Here is a 16,634-nt window from a genome sequence, read left to right on the forward strand (position 1 = left end):
GTGTGTACGGGTCGTGGGTGTGTGTACGGGGGAGAGGTGGGCGTCATGCAGCCGCTGGACGTCGGTGAGGCGACCGTCGTGGGGCCCTACCGGCTGCTCGGGCGGCTCGGCTCGGGCGGAATGGGCCGGGTCTACCTCGGGCGCAGCGCGGGCGGCCGTACCGTCGCGGTCAAGATCGTGCACCCGCACTTCGCGCTCGACGAGGAGTTCCGGGCCCGGTTCCGGCGCGAGGTCGAGGCCGCCCGGCGGGTCGGCGGCGCCTGGACGGCCCCCGTGCTGGACGCGGACCCGGAGGCCCCGGTGCCGTGGGTGGCGACGGCGTACGCGGCCGGCCCCTCCCTGACGGCCGCGATCACGGACGACGGCCCCCTGCCCGTCGACTCCGTACGGGCACTGGGCGCCGGCCTCGCCGAGGCGCTGACCGCCGTGCACGCCCTGAACCTCGTCCACCGGGACGTGAAACCGTCCAACGTCCTGCTCACTCTCGACGGCCCCCTCCTCATCGACTTCGGCATCGCCCGGGCCACGGACGGCACGGCGTCCCTGACGTCCACCGGCGTCTCGGTCGGCTCGCCCGGCTACATGTCCCCCGAACAGATCCTCGGCAGGCCCGTCACCGGAGCGGCGGACGTCTTCTCGCTGGGCGCGGTACTGGCGTACGCGGCGACCGGCCGCTCCCCCTTCCCCGGTGACTCCTCCGCCGCCCTCCTCTACAAGGTCGTCCACGAGGACCCCGAACTCGACGGTCTGGACGGTGAGTTGCGGGAGGTGGTGGTGCGCTGCCTGGCGAAGGACCCGACCGCGCGACCGGCCCCCGGCGAGGTGGCCCGACGGCTCGCCCCGGAGGGCGCGGCCCGACTGGTGGCGGGCGGGTGGCTGCCGGGGGCGGTGGTGGAGCGGGTCAGCCGGAGTGCGGTGGCGCTGCTGAACCTGGAGGTGGCGGGGGCGGAGGCTCGGGAGGGGGGTGCGGTGCCGGGGCTGGGCGAGTTCGGCCCGCCGCCGGTGATGCCGGGCGCGGTGCTGCCGGGGCCTCGCGATGCGGAACCCGCGCCCGCGCCCGATCCTGACCCTGAGCCGGTCGACCGTACGCCCCCCGGGAAGGTCTCCGTGAGTGTGGCGGCGACCTCGGCACCCGTCGCCGGCGGGCGCGGACGGAAACTGAGCTGCACGGTGGCCCTCGCCGTGGCGGGCGCAATGGCGGCGGTCACGGTGGGCTCCGTGTACATGTTCGACCTGCTGCCGGACAAGGGCGGCGACAAGGACACGTCGGCGAGCAGCGACACCGGCCCGGCCGCCGAGAGCCCCTCACCGAGCACGGTGCCTGGACCGGCGAGCGGCACGATGACGGTTCCCGCGTCCTACGTCGGCACCTGGGAGGGGCCGGCCGTCGCCCTCGACGGCGCGCTGTCGATGGGGACGTTCCGGGTGACGGTCGGGCGGGCGGCGGTGGGCGCCAAGTTGGGCACGTTCCGGCAGACCGACCCGATCGGGGGCACCTGCGACGACGACCTGTTCCTGAAGGAGATCACGAAGAGCAGGCTCGTCGTCACATCGATCGCCGACAAGTCGAACAGGGACGTGTGCACGACGGGATCGCACACGGTGCTGCTGACGCCGGTCGGCGACGACTTGAAGTACGAGACGGACAACCCGGAGGCGGGGGATCCGGTGGCTCGGATGTCGCGGGTGGGGTAGGGGGTCGAATTTCCAGCCCGCCGGCGTTTGAGGACAAGGCCCGTTCAGGGCCGTAGGGGGGCCTGGGGGCGCAGCCCCCAGAGACAGGATGGGACGGGTAGGGGCGGCGGGGGCGAGAACACCCCCCCCAGCCACCCCCCTCCCCCTCCAACTCACCCCGGAATGACCACCGTACGAAGCTCCCCGTCCCCCAGATGCAACATCCCCTTGCCCGGCGCGACCTGCCCCCCCACCATGCTCCGGTTGATGCGCACCCCGATCAGATCCCCGCTCGAGGACTCCTGCGGCGACAGCAGAATCCCCCGCCGCCCCTTCTTCGCGTCGACCTGCCACCCACTGAACCCACTGCAGACATCCTCCTCGTCGCCGGCGATGACCAGCGCGAGCCCCCGCTCCGCCCCCCGCGAGACGATCTTCTTCATCTGGCTCGCGGCGTCGCAGTCCTCCAGGATCTCCCCGTCGTCGACGAGCACCACGATCGGTTCCTCGAGCGACGCCTGGTCGATGATCTCCTCGAAGTCGTCCTCGTCGATGTCGTCCCCGGTGTACACCTTCAACACGCCGTCCATGCCGTCCAGTTGACGCAACGGCGACTGACGCGGCGCCGCGACGACCAGCCGTACCCCCTGCGACAGATACGACTGCGCGAAGTTCATCAGCACCGTCGAACGCCCCGACTTGGCCGGCCCCGCGACGACGAACGTCGGCACACCCGCCGCGAGGTCGGGCCCGAAGCCCGTGATGTCGTCGCCGCCGATGCCCACGAGCCCCCACAGCCGGGACCCGGAGGTCTCCGGGTCGCGCATGCCCCACGCGTCCGCGAACGAGATCCGGGACGGCAGGGAGTCGACCCGGAACGGCCGCCGGGAACGCGGGACTTGGGCATCCCGCGCCGCGGCCGCCTCCCCGATCGCGGTGATCGCCGCGGCCTGGCCCTGCCCGGTCGTGTCCTCCGACAGCAGCGCGAACTGGGTCTCGATACCGGACTCGTTCTTGTAGCCGCGACCCGGCGGAATCTCCTCCGGAACCTTGCGGTGCGGGATACCGAGCGTCGAGAAGTCGCTGCGGTCGGCGAGCCGCAGCCCGTACTTGTCCTCGGTGAGCGTGGCGATCCGGCCCACCAGCAGCGTGCGGTCACCGGTCAGGACGAGGTGGATACCGACGCTCGCACCCTCACGCATCATCGTGGTCAACTCGTCGGTCAGCGAGCCGTGGTCGACCTCGCCGAGGGTGGGCACCCAGCCCTCCCAGCGGTCCAGCAGTACAACGATGTGCGGCAGCCGCTCCTCCTCCGCCGACGCGGCCCGCTGCTCGCCGATGTCGGCGAACCCCTTCTCCGCCAACAGGTCCTGGCGGCGCCCCATTTCACCCTTGAGCCGGTTGACCAGCCGGATCACGCGCTCGGTCTGGTTACGGCTGACCACAGCACCGCAGTGCGGCAGCCGGCTCAGCGCGTTGAGCGCGCCGTTGCCGCAGTCGATCCCGTAGAGGTGGACGTCGGCGGTGGAGTGGGTGCGGGCGAGCGAGGCAGCGATCGTACGCAGGATCTGCGAGCGGCCGCTGCGCGGGGCGCCGCCGATCATCAGATGCCCGAAGGTGGCGAAGTCGACGACGACCGGGCGGCGCGCCTGGGCCGCCGGCAGGTCCTCGACGCCGTACGGGACGGGCGCCAGCTTGCCCGTGCCGTGGTCGGTGAAGGCCGGGACCTCGATCTCGTCGAGGAGCAGTGTCTCGGAGAGCGCGGGCAGCCAGGGGCTGTGCTGGGGCGGGATCCCGAGCGACCGGTTGGCGTCACGCACGGCGTCGACGAGCACCTTGAGGTCGGTGATCTCCTCTTCCTCCCGCGCCTCGACCTTGGGCTTCTTCAGCGTGGCCCGGCCCAGGTCCTCCCAGGTCAGCGCGCCCGACCAGGGCATGAGGACCGCCGGGTCGGCGGCTCCGGGCCGGCGTCCACCGACACGTCCGGACTGGAAGGGGACAAGGGACGCGTGGCCGAGTCGTACGTACGCGCGACCGGGGGTGTTCTTGGAGATGTGCCCGGCCTCGGGGGAGTCGATGACATCGCTCGACTCCCCGCCGTCCGTCACGCGCAGCGCGATACGGAGGTTGGTGTTGGCGCGGATCTCGGGCGACACGACACCCGACGGCCGCTGCGTGGCGAGGAGCAGGTGGATGCCGAGGGAACGACCACGCTGGGCGATGTTCACGAGTCCGGTGACGAAGTCGGGCAGGTCACGCACCATCGACGCGAACTCGTCGATGACGATGAGGAGTCGGGGCACGGGCGCGTGGGACGCCGGGTCCCGGCGCACCAGGTCCTGGTAGTCCTCGATGTCCTTCGCGTCGGCTTTGGCCAGGATGTGCTCGCGGCGGTGCAGCTCGGCGCCGAGCGACTCGAGGGCGCGTTCGACGAGGTGGGCGTCGAGGTCGGTCACCATGCCGACGGTGTGCGGGAGATGCACACAGTCCTTGAACGCCGCGCCACCCTTGTAGTCCACGAGGACGAACGTCATGTTCTCGGGGGTGTTGGCGACGGCGAGCGCGGCCACGATGGTCTGCAGCAGCTCCGACTTACCGGAACCGGTCGTACCGGCGATGAGCCCGTGCGGCCCGTCCTTGCGGATGTCGATGCCGAACGCCCCGTCGTACGACTCACCGATGACGGCCATCGTCGACTGCCCGCCCATCCGCCAGCGCGCGGTGATCGCCTCGGGCGTAGGCGGCTCCAGCTGAAGCACGTCGAGCAGCCGACTCGACCCGGGCAGCGCCGAGTCCTCGGTCTCGCCGCTGATGTCGCGCAGGGCGGACAGGGAGCGCGCGAGGCGCAGACACCAGGCGGCGGAGACGAAGTCGGGCCGTACGTCGGCCAGTCGCTCCGCGCTCTCCTCCTCGACGCGCAGCCGCAGCTTGTCGGCCCTCTCTCGCTGCTCGGGCTCGTTGCTGACGGCGTGCCACGCCTGGAAGGACGGGAACCCGCCCGCGACCTGCGGCTGAGCGTATCCCTGGCCCTGCTGCTGACCCTGGTTGTGGTGGGCTGCGTACGCCGGGTCGGTGTGCTCCTCGGCCTTGGGCTCGGCGACGACGAAGGCCTGGCACTCACCGGGCAGGAACCGCTCCTCGGCGTCGAGGCAGAGGGCGTACATCGCCACGGCCGGCCCCTCACGCAGCAGCTTGACGACACCGGGAAGCGACCGCAGCCGCCGGGACCCGTCCCACACCACGACAATGTCCGGGTCGCTGAACGACGCCCGCTGCCCCTTGTTCTGCTCGGCCGCCTTCTTGCGGGCGTCGAGAATCTGGGTCAGCTCACCGATCCGGGCGCCGACGGTCTCCGCGTCCGTACCGATGAGGACATTGACGTCCTGTCCGCCGGACGGCCTGGTGTGCGGCAGCCAGCGGACCCAGTCCCAGCTGTCCTGCGCGGTGCTCTCGCTCAGCACATAGAACTGGACGTCCATCGGACTCTGCAGCGCGGCGGTCTGGGCGACGGCCCACCGGCCGAGCGCGCGGGCCGAGTCCCCGGGCCCGGCCATACCGATGACTCCGAGGGAACGCAGCGAGAGCGCGACAGGCGCGTCTTCGATCTTCCACGTGACCTGGCGGCGATGCTCGTCCTGCTCGGGGTCGTCGAGCACGACCTCGGAGGGGAGTTGACCGGTCCCGACCCGCAGGAGCAGATGATCACGATCCGTACGCCGCCGCTCCCACAGCCGCGTACGGGGTCCGGTCCCGAGGGAGAGGACGGTGGCCGGATCGGGGATGGCGTGCCGCCGGTCCTGCCGCTCGGCGAGAAGTGCGTCCTGGGCGTCCTTCTCGATCCGTGCCTTCTGCTCCTTGTACTCCTTGACCTGCTTCGCATGGGACTTGCGCCCGTGCTTCTTGTCCATGAAGTAGTTGGCGAAGAGCATGATGGGGCTGAGGCCGGCCATGATCAGGTAGTACCAGCGCCCGAAGATGGTCACGGCCACGATCGCGCCCACCAGCGGTGTCAGCGCCATCAGCCAGGGCAGCGGCCGGGCCTCGAAGTCCCGGGGCGGCGACGGCAGCCGGAACTTGGTCTGCCGGTCGGGGGAGCGGAGGCGGGGCGGGCGGTTGTAGTCGAGGCCGACGCCGTCGTCCGACCACTTGAGGGCGGCGTTCGGCGGGGTGTAACGGGCAAGCTCGACAAGGGAGTTGCCGATGGCGATCTGCCCGCCGAGGGGCCACTCGTCGCCTTCGACGTCGGCGATGTCCTTGCCGTCGAGGGTGACGCCCGACTTCTCTCCGCTCTCCTTGTCCCCGCGTTCCCTGCCCCCGTGCACGGCGACCTGGCAGGTGCCGTCGGTTGCAACTGACAACGTGAGGGCGCGGGCGGCGACTTCGGGATCGTCGATCCTGATGTACGAGGCGGGCCCGCTGCCGATGTCGTACCGCCCGACCCCGAGCCGGTGCACGAACCCGGCGACGGGCCCGCCCACGACCCGCAGCTCGACGAGCCCGGTCGGCTCGCCGGGCAGACACCCGGCCGGATCCTGCAGGCTGACGACCGCGCCTTCGCGCAGGGGCGAGCCGACGACGTTCGAACTCGGGTCGACGGCGTAACCGTCCACATAGACAAGGGGAGCGTTGTTGGCGGGCACGCGCCCGTGCTGCCCATGTTGCCCGCGCTGCCCGTGCTGCCCGTACTGTCCAAGAGGGATGATCTGGGCGCCGCTGTGGCCGACCTGCTTCGCCAGTTCCTGGGCGATGTCCCCGACGGTGGACTCGGGATCCGCGTCGAGCACGACGTCGGCGGTGCCCCCGCCGAACGGATCGACGACGGTCAGAGTCAGGCGCACGGTTGTCCTCCCCAACGGCCCCCGTGGCCGCTTCCGCAACGCCGGCCACCGTAGGGAGTGACGATATCCGCTCGATATGACAGAAGGGCAACGGGTGTGGACAGGGGCGGACAGGGCCCTTCCCTATGGTGAATTGGTGACGGAACGGTGTTGAACAGTTCCGTGCCCGCTTCTGTTCCAGAACCGGGATGTTTCCACTCGCGCCACACCCGTAAGCTGCTGCCTCAGCCAGCTGGAACAGCCAGTTGGAACAGGGGAGCCACGGGGGTTGGCCCTGCGGCACTTTCACGAGGGAGCGGCTTCATGGCCAAGGACCTTGATGTCACATATCAGGACATGCGGGATGCTGCGAAGCATGTCGTGAAGGAGAAGGAAAGGCTTCAGGAGAAGCTGGACGGCCTGCGCAAGTACATCGCGAACCTGGTCGAGTCCGGCTACGTCACGAAGAGCTCGTCGAAGGCCTTCGACGAGAACTTCGAGGAGTTCACCCGCGGCGCGAAGGACACGCTGGACGGTCTGGACGGCATGGGTGACTACCTGACCATGGCCGCGGACAAGTTCGAGCAGATCGACGAGGAACTGGCGAAGTCGGCGAAGAAGTAGCCCAGCCAGTCAGGCCTGCGGGGCGCCGGCCAGGTGCGGCAGCGGACGCTGTACGTACCGAGCCGGCGCCCGGCCTCGTCCCGGCCGTGGCCGCGTCCAGATCCTTGCCCATGCGGATGGCTGCGAGGTATGAACAGCGCAGCCATGGAAGACGCGGGAGCGGACGGGTCCAAGCAGGCTTCGGCCGCGTTCCGTCAGGCTTCTCAACAGGGGGAGACCATGTCGGACCAGACTGCCGATATCACGCGCATCAAAGAGAGCGCACGATCTCTCTCCAAGATCCACCGGGAGTTCACCCGGAACGCGAATCCGGCCGACGGCCTCGGGGTCGACGTACTCGGTGACCGGAGTCTGGTCGACACCTTCGATGACTTCGGCGACAACTGGAAGATCCACCGGGAACGGCTCACCGACGAGATAGAGAAGCTCTCGAAGATCCTTTCCACGGCGGCCCAGGCCTATGAGGACATCGACCACCAGCTTGCAGAAGCTCTCCGCGCCACGGACAAACAGGGCACGGGACAGGCTGCGGACAAACAGGGTACGGATGGCAAAGGGGGCGCGAAGTGACGCGTCCCAGGCTGGATGAATGGGCGGTCATCGGGGAATCCTCGGACCCGATCCCCGGAGATCCGGAGCAGATCGCCTCGCTCGGCCGGGATTTCCGCAAGACCGCGGAATCCATCAAGAAGCAGGCGGACGAGATCAAGGCGCTCTCGTCCGTCGAGGCCTGGAAGAGCAAGACGGCCGACGAGTTCCGTACGCAGGCCGAAGGCGCCGAAGGAAAGCTGCGGAAGGCTTTCAAGCGATACGACGCGGCAGCGGACGCCCTCGGCGAAAAGGTGGTCGAAGGCGGCTCGTCGAAGGAGTACGCCTCCGAGCTGCACCGCGCCCAGACCCTCGCCGACAAAGCGCTCCGTGACGCCCAGGACGCGGACGCCGACCAGAAGACGAGCACCGGCGCGATCGACGGCCTGCCCAAGGACACGGCGGACGACGATCCCCAGCGCAAGAAGCTGGAGAAGCGCCAGGAGGCGGCGACTTCGGCGATGGAACGGGCGAAGAGGGACATCGAGGCCGCCAAGGACGTCCGCGACGCGGCGGTCAAGCGCGCGCGTGAAGCCATCCGGACCGCGATCGACAACGACGGCCTGAAAGACGGCACGTGGGACAAGTTCAAGGACTGGGTCCACGACAATGCCGGCTGGATCAAGAAACTGGTCGACATTCTGGGCTGGGTCGCCACTATCTGCGGAACCCTGTCGCTGTTGGTCGGATGGATTCCCATCGTCGGGCAGGCACTCGCTGCGGTACTCGGTACGATCGCGCTGATCGCCACGGTCATCTCCCTGGTCGGCCATATTGTGCTGGCGCTCGCGGGGGAGGGGAGTTGGTTCGACGTCGCGCTGGACGTCGTGGGCCTGGCCACATTCGGTATCGGCCGGGGAGCCATCGCCGGGGCGCGAGGAGCGGCGGCGGGAGCGAAGGGGGTCGCACGCTCGGCTGCGTTCCGTAATGCCATGGCGGGGGTAGCCGCGAAGCGCGGGACTGCCGCGTACAACAAGGCAGTTCAGGCGGCGTGGAAAGAAGCGAACCGATTGAGTGGCGGCGCATTGCGCGGCAAGGCCGGTGCGGAAGCGATCGCGAATGCACCCAAGGGGTGGTTCCCGGGTGCGGGGCGCCTGGCCGAGGCGTTCAGCCCCAAGGCCATCGGCAAGGAAATGGTCGACAGTTTCAAGGACCTCAAGGCGTTCAAGGACTCTGGGGATCTCTTCAAGGGGAATACCTGGTCCGAGGCGTGGGCGAACGGAATGCGTCCCAGGGTCGGGGACGCAGGCCTTGACTCCCTAAGCAGAGGAATTGACGATATCGGCGATTCCGTACGCTCCGGCAGTGCGGTTTCGAACCTTTCAGACACGTTCCAGGCGCAGACGCGAATATGGGCGGGTGCGACTGGCATAGCCTCGTTCACGGACGCCATGGACAAGGGTCCGATCACGGGCGGGATCGGTGACCTCATCGGCGTCGACGGACTGGGTGACGGTCTCTGGTCGGCGACTGGGATCAAGGATGCTTGGACGACAAGTGATGGCTGAGCAGTCGAAGAGCGCCACGGCACCACGCGAGCCGGCCCTCCGGCCGAAGAGCATGCGCGGCCCCGGCCTCGACGTCGTACGCAACGCGCGCGTGTACGCCGACGGCGACAGCCTGGTGGTACGCGATCGGCGCGGGCGTGAACGCCGGTACCCCGTCGGGGACGAGGGAATTCGGCAGGCCGTCTTCTTCCCGCCGGCCAATGTCCGGGGAACTGCGATGCAGCGGCCAGTGACACGCTGGGGCGTTGTTGTCTTCCAGGATGCTGCTGGACGCTACGTGCTTCGGGTTCCGCTCGAGCAGTGGCTTCCCGAGGCGACGGTCATGGGGACGGCGGATCTGAGCCCGCAGGACTGCCTCAGCCGTACCGGCCTGAAGCAACTGTTGGACAGCCTTGGCGTTCCCCTGTCGGAGAGCCCGCAGCCGTGGGGCCGAGACGTAACCGCAGGCCCAGGAGGCGGAGACTACGACTCGGCGGGCGAAACCGACGTACCTGTGTGGAACGGGTGGGCCCGAGGTATCGGAATGGCCGGTTGGTTCATCGCTCTGGCCTTCTCCATCTCGCTGGGAATCGGCAGTTGGGGCGCCATCGTCGCGGCGGGCTCACTCTGCCTGGTGCCCGGCAGTGATGTCGTCGTGCGTGTTCTCGCCTGGTGGCGCAACCGCGGTGACGCGCGGCTCGCGGGTGCTGTTGTCATCAGGCCCTCTCCTGAATCGGGCGCCGATGCCACCCGCCGGTTCCTCGAAACGGCGGCAGTGCGGGTGCTGCCCGGCGATGCGGTCCTGACGAACACCGTGGGAGAGGAGCGGTGGTACGCGCGGCGTGGGGCGCATGGCATCGCGAGGCTGGTGCGGCTGACGGACCCGAAAACGGGTGCCCGCTTGGGCGTCGAGCTGCGGGACGGCGAAGGTCAGGCCCGCGCGCTGTTGCCGTGGCGGTGGTGGTTCGCGGGTCCGGAGGGTGAACGGCGCTGGTCGGCGCTTGTGGCGGCTCTCGAAATCCCCGTATCTGATGAGAAGTTCAAGCATGCCTCAGAGGTGCGGGCCGCAGACGGTCCGGACCTCTGGGCGAGAGCACATCAACTCGCGGGCGACGCAAGGAAGATGTCGCCGATGGATGGCAAGGCTGCACGTAGGGCGACCAGTTGGAACGAATCGGTGATCGGTGGAGGAGAGGTCATCGTGATCCCGATCTTCAGTTCGCTGTTCATGGCCGGTCTCTTCTCCGACCGCGCGCCTGCTCAGGTTGCGGGAGCCCTTTCTGCGCTGACAGTGATCGCCGTGTGGGGGCCGGCCATCGCGCACCAGCTCGCCAGCCGCCTCACCAAGGACCGCCCTCAAGTCTCGGAGACATCGTGACCTCGGCGCCTGAGAGTGACCCCATGGCACCGCCCGCCGACTACCAACTGCTGCTGCCAGAAGGCTGGTTCCGGGTCAACATCACCCCGGAACGCCGCGAGCAGTCCGTGGACGCTCTCGTGGAGAGGCAGTTCAAGGGGATCGACAACGCGCCCCAACTCAAGGCGCAGGTCAGACAGGAAATGATCGGGCAGGCGACCAGGGCCTTCGAGGAAGGCGGCATCGAGCTCTACCTCAGCCTCCAACAGGCGGGCCCGCTCACCATCCCGGCATCACTGCTGATCGCCCTGGGCCTCCCTCCCCAGGGAGGCCGCCTTCCGGCCCTGCACGACTTGGCCGACCGGCTGGCCGCCGAAGGAAAGGACGACCGGGAGGTATCGGTCGTCGATCTCGCGGCAGGCCCGGCGCTCCGGGTGCGCGAGTCGTACGACCCGGCGCGCGAGGCCGGAGCAGTAAAGGCGAAGGCGGACACGGACACGGACGCGAACGCCGACGCCGACTACGCGCTGCCCTCCGTAACGCTGGACTACCAGGTGCAGATACCGAGAGCCGAAGCGATCCTGCTCCTCACCTTCTCCACCCCACTCGTCCAGATCGCCGATGCCATGGTCGACCTCTTCGACGCGATCGCCGGATCTCTCAGTTGGACGGACAGCGCATGAGCGAGCTACGGGAATGCGGCATCGTCTGCCCGACGGACTGGGTGCCGCTCGCGATCGAGCCGACCGACAACGTCAGACGCTGGGCCAAGAGCACGGCCGCCGACCTCCGGGAGCGGAGCCGCGCGGCGGGCTACGACATCGACGTACAGGTGCTGAGGGAAGACCTCCGCGCGCGCACGGAGGACAGCCGACGCCGCGACCCCTTCTATGCCTTCGCCTTCTACCCGGACGGCTTCGAGAACGCGCTGGCCACCCTGGAGATCGACCTCATCCATCCCGACACGGCGGTGCCCCGGATCACCTTGGACTGGCTGGCCGAGACCTTCAGCGCCCACGACTTCGGCCCACCGCTGATCACACCCACCAAGGTGCCCATCGGCCCCGCCGTACGCATCCGCCAGAACTTCGCCACGCCGGCAGCCGGCCCCGACGGCCCGGGCGTCCTCCTGGAGACCCTGACGTACGGAGTGCTGCCGACGGGAGCGGAGAGCGCGCTGGTCTTCCTGATGTCCTGGACGGTCCCGGGAATCGCCGAGGAGATGGAAGCGGCCGCGGCTGACATTGTGAAGACGCTGTCCGTGGCGTTCTGAGAGGCGAACGTGGCAGACATGCCGGCGAACGGGCCCCGGACCGAAGCACAGGCGAAGCAAGAGTCCGTGGCCAGGCATTCCTGGCCACGACGGACCGCAACGCTCCGCTGGTCACTCTTCGCCCTCGCCTGCGCCGCCGGCTCCGCAGGACTGGCCTGGCTCGTCCCCGTCGCCCCTCTGCACAACCCTTTGGCCGGCGCGGCACTGCTGCTTGCCTGGATCGTGCTGCCGCTCGCGTCGGTGCTGGTACCGGTGCTGTGCCTGCGCAGAGTTCCACGCAGGCAGCGAAAGGTCGCGTGGCAGTTCATCGTGCCCGTTGTCGCGGGCGTCGCACTGGGCGTACTGGGCAAACAGGCGGGCGATCAGGCCGGCCTGGCGGATCGCGGCGTGTGGACCGAGGCCGTGGTGGTGCGCAAGGACGAGGGCAAGACCGACAAGTGTCTGGTGCGGACGTCCGACGGCCGTGAGATCTGGCCTTCGCTGTCCGAGGGCGACGGCTGCAGGGAGTGGGTGTCGGAGGGGACCACACTGCGCATCCGGTACGACCCCGAGGGCGTCGCCCGACCGGTCGAGGACGTGGACACGAACTCGTACGGGGAACTGCTCGCGTATCTCCTGGTGGCGGCGGTGGTGATGGGGACGTGGGGTGGGGTGCGGCAGAGCCGTTGGGACTGGGAGTACGAGGTCGTGGGCGGGCGGGTCTGACACCCCGGCGATCAACGCGTTAGCCCGCGACGAGGTCGCCCCACACATACTTGCCTCGCAAGCCTCCCCTGGTCAGCGGCTGCCAGCCCCACAGGTCGGCGCAGGAACTGATCAGGGCGAGCCCGCGTCCGTCCTCCAGGTGAGTGAGCCGCGTCAACTCCTCTGTGGAGGGCGGCGGTTTGGGCGGCTCGGGGTCGGCATCCCACACCCCGACGCGCAGCACTCCGGCCTGCCAGTGCAGTCGCAGGGCCACGGGTCCTTTGGTATGCCGTACGCCGTTGGACACCAACTCCGTCGCGAGGAGTTCGGCGACATCGGTGAGGCGGATCAGACCGTGCATCGTGAGGACCAGGCGGACGGTGCGGCGGCAGACGGTGACGGCGCGGAGGTCGTGCGGGATGTACAGGAGGTATTCCCAGGGGGCGTCGGCTTCGCGGAGGTTGCCGGGTACACCGGGGTCGACTTCGGGCATGCGTGAACTCCGTTGCAGAGGTGGGGGGTTGAGGACCGGGCGGCTGGGTGGCGGACGGTGGCTGTACCGCAGCCGTCGTGGCAGGACGGAGCGGTGCGCATCCGGGGTCCCGAGTTCAGCTGTGTGTGCGTCGCGTCACTGACAGTAGAGACCAAAATTGGTCTCACGCAACTCGTTGTCATAATCTGCCCTCGAACGAGGTCAGCGTCCAGGGCCGTTGAAACGAGGAGAGACCCCATGGCCAGGAGGCGGCAACCCACCGCGCGTCAAAGGCGCCTGGGCGCGGAACTGCAGAAGCTCCGCGAGGCCGCAGGGCTCAGTGGACGCGAGGCTGCCGCAGCCTTGGGAACGGACTCGGCACGTTTGAGTCAGATCGAGTCCGGGGTCGTGGGCATGAGTGAGGACACTGTTCGTCGGCTTGCCGCCAACTACGTCTGCACGGACGAGGAGTTGACGGAGGCGCTGGTGGCAATGGCGACCGAACGCACACGCGGTTGGTGGGAGAAGTACCAGGGTTTGCTGCCAGCTTCATTCCTGGACATCGCCGAGCTGGAACACCATGCCACGTACCGTTTCGACATCGAGTTCCTGCACGTCCCCGGCCTCTTTCAGACCGAGGATTATGCCCGCCGCGTCTTCTCGTACCGGGTCCCCGAACTCCCGGACAACGACCTCACGTTGCGCGTCAGGCATCGCATGGAACGGAAAGCGATCATCACGGGTCCCGCTCCTGTCCCCTACGAGGCAGTGATCCACGAGGCTGCTCTGCGCATCAGAGTCGGTGATCGGGGCCTCTCGCGCGCCCAGCTCACGAGCATCCTGGAACTCTCGGAGGCGGACCACATCGCCGTGCGTGTCATCCCCTTTGACCTGGACGACTTCGGCGGAGCCTGGAGCACTATGACCTATGCGGGTGGCGTTGTACCCAGATTGGACACAGCGCTTCGAGACACAGCCCACGGCACAGCCTTCATCGACTCCGCAGCCCAACTCGCCGCCTCTAGAACGCTCTTCCGTAAGGTGAAGACCGTGTCACTCGAACCCACCCGTTCGCGTGACTTCGTCCACCGGCTGGTGAAGGAACTGTGAGGCGCACGGTGACCACCCTCTACAACTGGCAGAAGTCGTCCTACTCCGGCGGCGCCGACGGCAATAACTGCGTGGAGATAGCCTCCCTGCTCACCCAAGTGGCCATACGCGACTCAAAAGTCCCGGCCCACGCCACGCTCACGTTCCCGTCGAAGACCTTTGCGGCGTTCGTCGAGGTACTCAAGGCCGGCACTGCACCCACGGCCGTCTGACGGCGGCCACAAGACTGGTGGGTTCGATTTCGTGGTGTCTCGGTTCAAGGAATCCAGATCGCCAGTGAGTGCGCGAGGTTCTCCAAATCCTCGGAGGCGCTGATGAGTCGCGGGATGTCATCGAGCGCGGTCCACATCACGACGTCGGCCCCGTGCTCCTCGACCTGCCAGGCGTAACGCACGCAGGCGAGCAGATGCGGCGAGTCGTCCTGCGGGATGTACCGGAAGGCCGTCAGGCCTTCACCCAGCCGTTCAGCCTTGAAGGTCTTGACGACAGGCGGCTCCACGGCCTCCGGATCGTCCGCCAGGGTCAGGGCCCGGAGGGTCTCCTGGCGGGGGTGCTGCGCAGGCCCGATGGCCACGCAGACGGGGATCGGGAGGTCGGTGGGGTGGTCGAGGTGGAGGAAGAGCCAGTGCTCTGAGCCCGGTGGGCAGAACGACTCCGCACAGCGTGTGAGGGTTCCGGCGACGAAGTCCACGCCGTTCGGGCCCGGGTCGAATCCCCGGTCCTCCCAAAGGTCCTTCGCGTAGTCACGACCCCACGCCTGGATGTCGGCCCACTCGTCGAACGGCGCCGATGGGCCCGCCCGGGGTGGAACGACGACCCAGGCGTACTCGTCGACGTACTCGATGTCGATGATCGGCCAGAACTCGCTCATCCTTGCCTCCAGCGGAAGTTCGCCATCACGGCGTCGAACCACTCGACGAGAGCCTCGGCAGCTCGTCGCGCGAGATTTCGGCCACCCGTTTCTCCTTGTCGACTCAGGCCATTGCCGTCGGGGACGACTCCTCAACCGGGGCTACGAAGGACACCGTCTGGAGGATGGCCGCAGTCATGTCGCAAAGCTCTCCCCAGTGATTCATGGCAGCGGTGTCCAGCGTGAAAACGGCCACGAATGGGGCATCCGGGAAGGGGACGAAAACCTGGATCTGGCCGGTGAGAAGTCTGCCCTCTTCGCCTGTCGCAGTGAGCTCCGGCCCGATGGTGACTTCTCGGAGCGTGATGTTCGATACGGCCGGGCCGCAGGGCAGAGTCATGCGCCGACTGTCGGTGAGTGGATCGCGGGCGAGGCCCTGCTCGATCACTTCGGCGGCGTCCTCGGGCCTGGTGTGCGAGGACGCGACGGCCCCTACGGTGAACGAGCAATGCACTACGCCGCCGTTGTCGTCGCTGAACACGCACATGGCGGAGTACGCGATGCCCACGTCCGCGAAGACTTGGGTGAGGCCGGCGTAGAACGGTGCTGACGAGTCCCACAGATTGTCGTCGCCTTCGGGGAACAGCCCGCGTGCGAACTCGCCGGCAGCGGCTTCCCTGTCTTCCGGGTCCGCGTCGACGGGCAGCGCGTGGAAACCGTCCGGCGCTACGAACGACATGGGTGGGACACTCGGAGCGTCGATGACTGTCGGAGTACCCGACGAGCCCATGCTGCTGATGCTCACGTTCAGTCCTTGCCCTGTCCCATGTCTCCGGGCTGCGGTTTCGCGTCCCGACCGGCCTCGTCCATCACGAATCCCCGTGACTCGGAAGTCACCCCCGGTTTACTTCCGGCCACGGTCGACTGGACCCTGACGAGTCCGCTGGGCAGCCGGGTGAGAGCGGACGGAGTTGCCCCCGTGGGCAGGGTCGCGGTGAAACGGGAGATCCGCTCCTGTTGTTCCGCCGTGAGCTCGGCCTCGGACAGTCGGCGGTGGCTTCCGGAAAGCAGGCCGACAAGCTCCGTCGTATGGTCCGAGGTGCGTGTGGTCAGCCGTGCCCAGGATCCGTCCCGGAAAAGAAGCCGGAAGTCCGACTGGCCGATGCTGAATCGTCGGCGGGTCGCTTCGGCGACGTTTTCTCGCGGTGTCTCCCACAGCAGAGTGCCGGAGCCAGTGACGACGAGGCGTCGTGTGGTCAGGACGATCTCCGTGGCATACCCCGAAGCACGTCGGGCGGGGTCGAGCTGCCAGGGCAGCGAACGGGCGGTGTCCCCGGCGTCGGCCCACATGACCGGAAAGTCGTCGACTTCGTTCTCCCGATCCTCCAACTTCCCGCGTCCCGGCTCGGGGTTGACCGTGCTGCCGCCCAAGAGGTCGGAGAGGATTCCTCCGACCACGGCGAAGACGCCGGAAACGGCGGTACCGACGTGCACTCCGGCCTTCCCTGGGAGGCGTCGGACCGAGAACGCGGGACCTGCAGGCCAGTCGTCCAGCTCAGGCTCGATGTCGTTGCGCTGACGGTCACGGAAGGAACGTCTTCCCTCGACGGACGCGGCGCTGCCCGTCGCGAACGAGACCGGGTAGCGTGCCAGTTCCGTCTCACCGGATTCCGGGTGCCAGTTCACAGGGTTGTCCGT

At 68.3% G+C, this 16,634-nt stretch carries 15 protein-coding genes; 10 read left to right on the plus strand and 5 right to left on the minus strand.

All coding sequences use genetic code 11. The annotated features are described in order from the left end of the window. Positions 1–45: 45 nt before the first annotated feature. Complete coding sequence (locus ABZ855_RS02695; protein ID WP_360799780.1) at positions 46–1,695, plus strand: serine/threonine-protein kinase; 1,650 nt, start codon at positions 46–48, stop codon at positions 1,693–1,695. Positions 1,696–1,847: 152 nt separating this feature from the next. On the opposite strand, the gene ABZ855_RS02700 is transcribed toward ABZ855_RS02695, so the two are convergent. Next, positions 1,848–6,512: an FtsK/SpoIIIE domain-containing protein gene (locus ABZ855_RS02700; RefSeq protein ID WP_360799783.1), complete on the minus strand. Its 4,665-nt coding sequence runs from the start codon at positions 6,510–6,512 to the stop codon at positions 1,848–1,850. A 303-nt stretch (positions 6,513–6,815) separates the two neighbouring features. Between ABZ855_RS02700 and ABZ855_RS02705 the strand changes: the two genes are divergently transcribed. The 7 genes from ABZ855_RS02705 (at position 6,816) to ABZ855_RS02735 (ending at position 12,525) form a co-directional block, all read left to right on the plus strand. Beyond that, positions 6,816–7,115 (plus strand): WXG100 family type VII secretion target, encoded by a 300-nt coding sequence (locus tag ABZ855_RS02705; protein ID WP_235475678.1) that lies wholly within the window; start codon positions 6,816–6,818, stop codon positions 7,113–7,115. Positions 7,116–7,244: 129 nt separating this feature from the next. Then, entirely contained in the window at positions 7,245–7,685 is a 441-nt protein-coding gene (locus tag ABZ855_RS02710) for a hypothetical protein (RefSeq protein ID WP_360799787.1), read from the plus strand. Beyond that, positions 7,682–9,211, plus strand: coding sequence for a putative T7SS-secreted protein (locus ABZ855_RS02715; RefSeq protein WP_360799790.1), 1,530 nt, complete (start codon positions 7,682–7,684; stop codon positions 9,209–9,211). The genes ABZ855_RS02710 and ABZ855_RS02715 overlap by 4 nt, the downstream gene beginning before the upstream one ends. Then, the gene (locus ABZ855_RS02720; RefSeq protein WP_360799793.1) at positions 9,204–10,568 is read left to right on the plus strand and encodes a hypothetical protein; all 1,365 of its coding nucleotides are present in this window, start codon (positions 9,204–9,206) and stop codon (positions 10,566–10,568) included. Before ABZ855_RS02715 ends, ABZ855_RS02720 begins: the two co-directional genes overlap by 8 nt. Positions 10,569–10,591: 23 nt before the next feature. Next, the gene (locus ABZ855_RS02725) at positions 10,592–11,230 is read left to right on the plus strand and encodes a hypothetical protein (RefSeq protein ID WP_360799797.1); all 639 of its coding nucleotides are present in this window, start codon (positions 10,592–10,594) and stop codon (positions 11,228–11,230) included. Continuing rightward, a complete protein-coding gene (locus tag ABZ855_RS02730; protein WP_360799800.1) occupies positions 11,227–11,820 on the plus strand; it encodes a hypothetical protein in 594 nt (197 codons plus the stop codon). The genes ABZ855_RS02725 and ABZ855_RS02730 overlap by 4 nt, the downstream gene beginning before the upstream one ends. Positions 11,821–11,886: 66 nt before the next feature. Continuing rightward, positions 11,887–12,525: a hypothetical protein gene (locus ABZ855_RS02735; RefSeq protein WP_360799803.1), complete on the plus strand. Its 639-nt coding sequence runs from the start codon at positions 11,887–11,889 to the stop codon at positions 12,523–12,525. A gap of 19 nt (positions 12,526–12,544) precedes the next feature. Here ABZ855_RS02735 and ABZ855_RS02740 read toward each other — a convergent pair whose 3' ends face one another. Continuing rightward, on the minus strand, positions 12,545–12,997 hold the full coding sequence (locus ABZ855_RS02740; RefSeq protein ID WP_360799806.1) for an ATP-binding protein: 453 nt from the start codon (positions 12,995–12,997) through the stop codon (positions 12,545–12,547). Between the two features lie 237 nt (positions 12,998–13,234). On the opposite strand from ABZ855_RS02740, the gene ABZ855_RS02745 reads away from it, so the two are divergent. Both ABZ855_RS02745 and ABZ855_RS02750 read left to right on the plus strand, forming a co-directional pair. Further along, positions 13,235–14,086 carry a helix-turn-helix transcriptional regulator gene (locus ABZ855_RS02745; RefSeq protein ID WP_360799809.1) on the plus strand — a complete coding sequence of 284 codons (852 nt, stop codon included), beginning with the start codon at positions 13,235–13,237 and terminating at the stop codon, positions 14,084–14,086. An 8-nt stretch (positions 14,087–14,094) separates the two neighbouring features. Further along, positions 14,095–14,298: a DUF397 domain-containing protein gene (locus tag ABZ855_RS02750; protein ID WP_360800269.1), complete on the plus strand. Its 204-nt coding sequence runs from the start codon at positions 14,095–14,097 to the stop codon at positions 14,296–14,298. 44 nt (positions 14,299–14,342) lie between these two features. Here ABZ855_RS02750 and ABZ855_RS02755 read toward each other — a convergent pair whose 3' ends face one another. The 3 genes from ABZ855_RS02755 to ABZ855_RS02765 form a co-directional block, all read right to left on the minus strand. Next, positions 14,343–14,957 (minus strand): hypothetical protein, encoded by a 615-nt coding sequence (locus tag ABZ855_RS02755; RefSeq protein WP_360799812.1) that lies wholly within the window; start codon positions 14,955–14,957, stop codon positions 14,343–14,345. 103 nt (positions 14,958–15,060) lie between these two features. Further along, positions 15,061–15,741 carry a hypothetical protein gene (locus ABZ855_RS02760; RefSeq protein ID WP_360799815.1) on the minus strand — a complete coding sequence of 227 codons (681 nt, stop codon included), beginning with the start codon at positions 15,739–15,741 and terminating at the stop codon, positions 15,061–15,063. 2 nt (positions 15,742–15,743) lie between these two features. Beyond that, complete coding sequence (locus tag ABZ855_RS02765; protein WP_360799818.1) at positions 15,744–16,622, minus strand: hypothetical protein; 879 nt, start codon at positions 16,620–16,622, stop codon at positions 15,744–15,746. Positions 16,623–16,634: the final 12 nt, after the last annotated feature.

The sequence above is a fragment of the Streptomyces sp. NPDC047042 genome, from assembly GCF_040644035.1.
GTDB lineage: Bacteria > Actinomycetota > Actinomycetes > Streptomycetales > Streptomycetaceae > Streptomyces.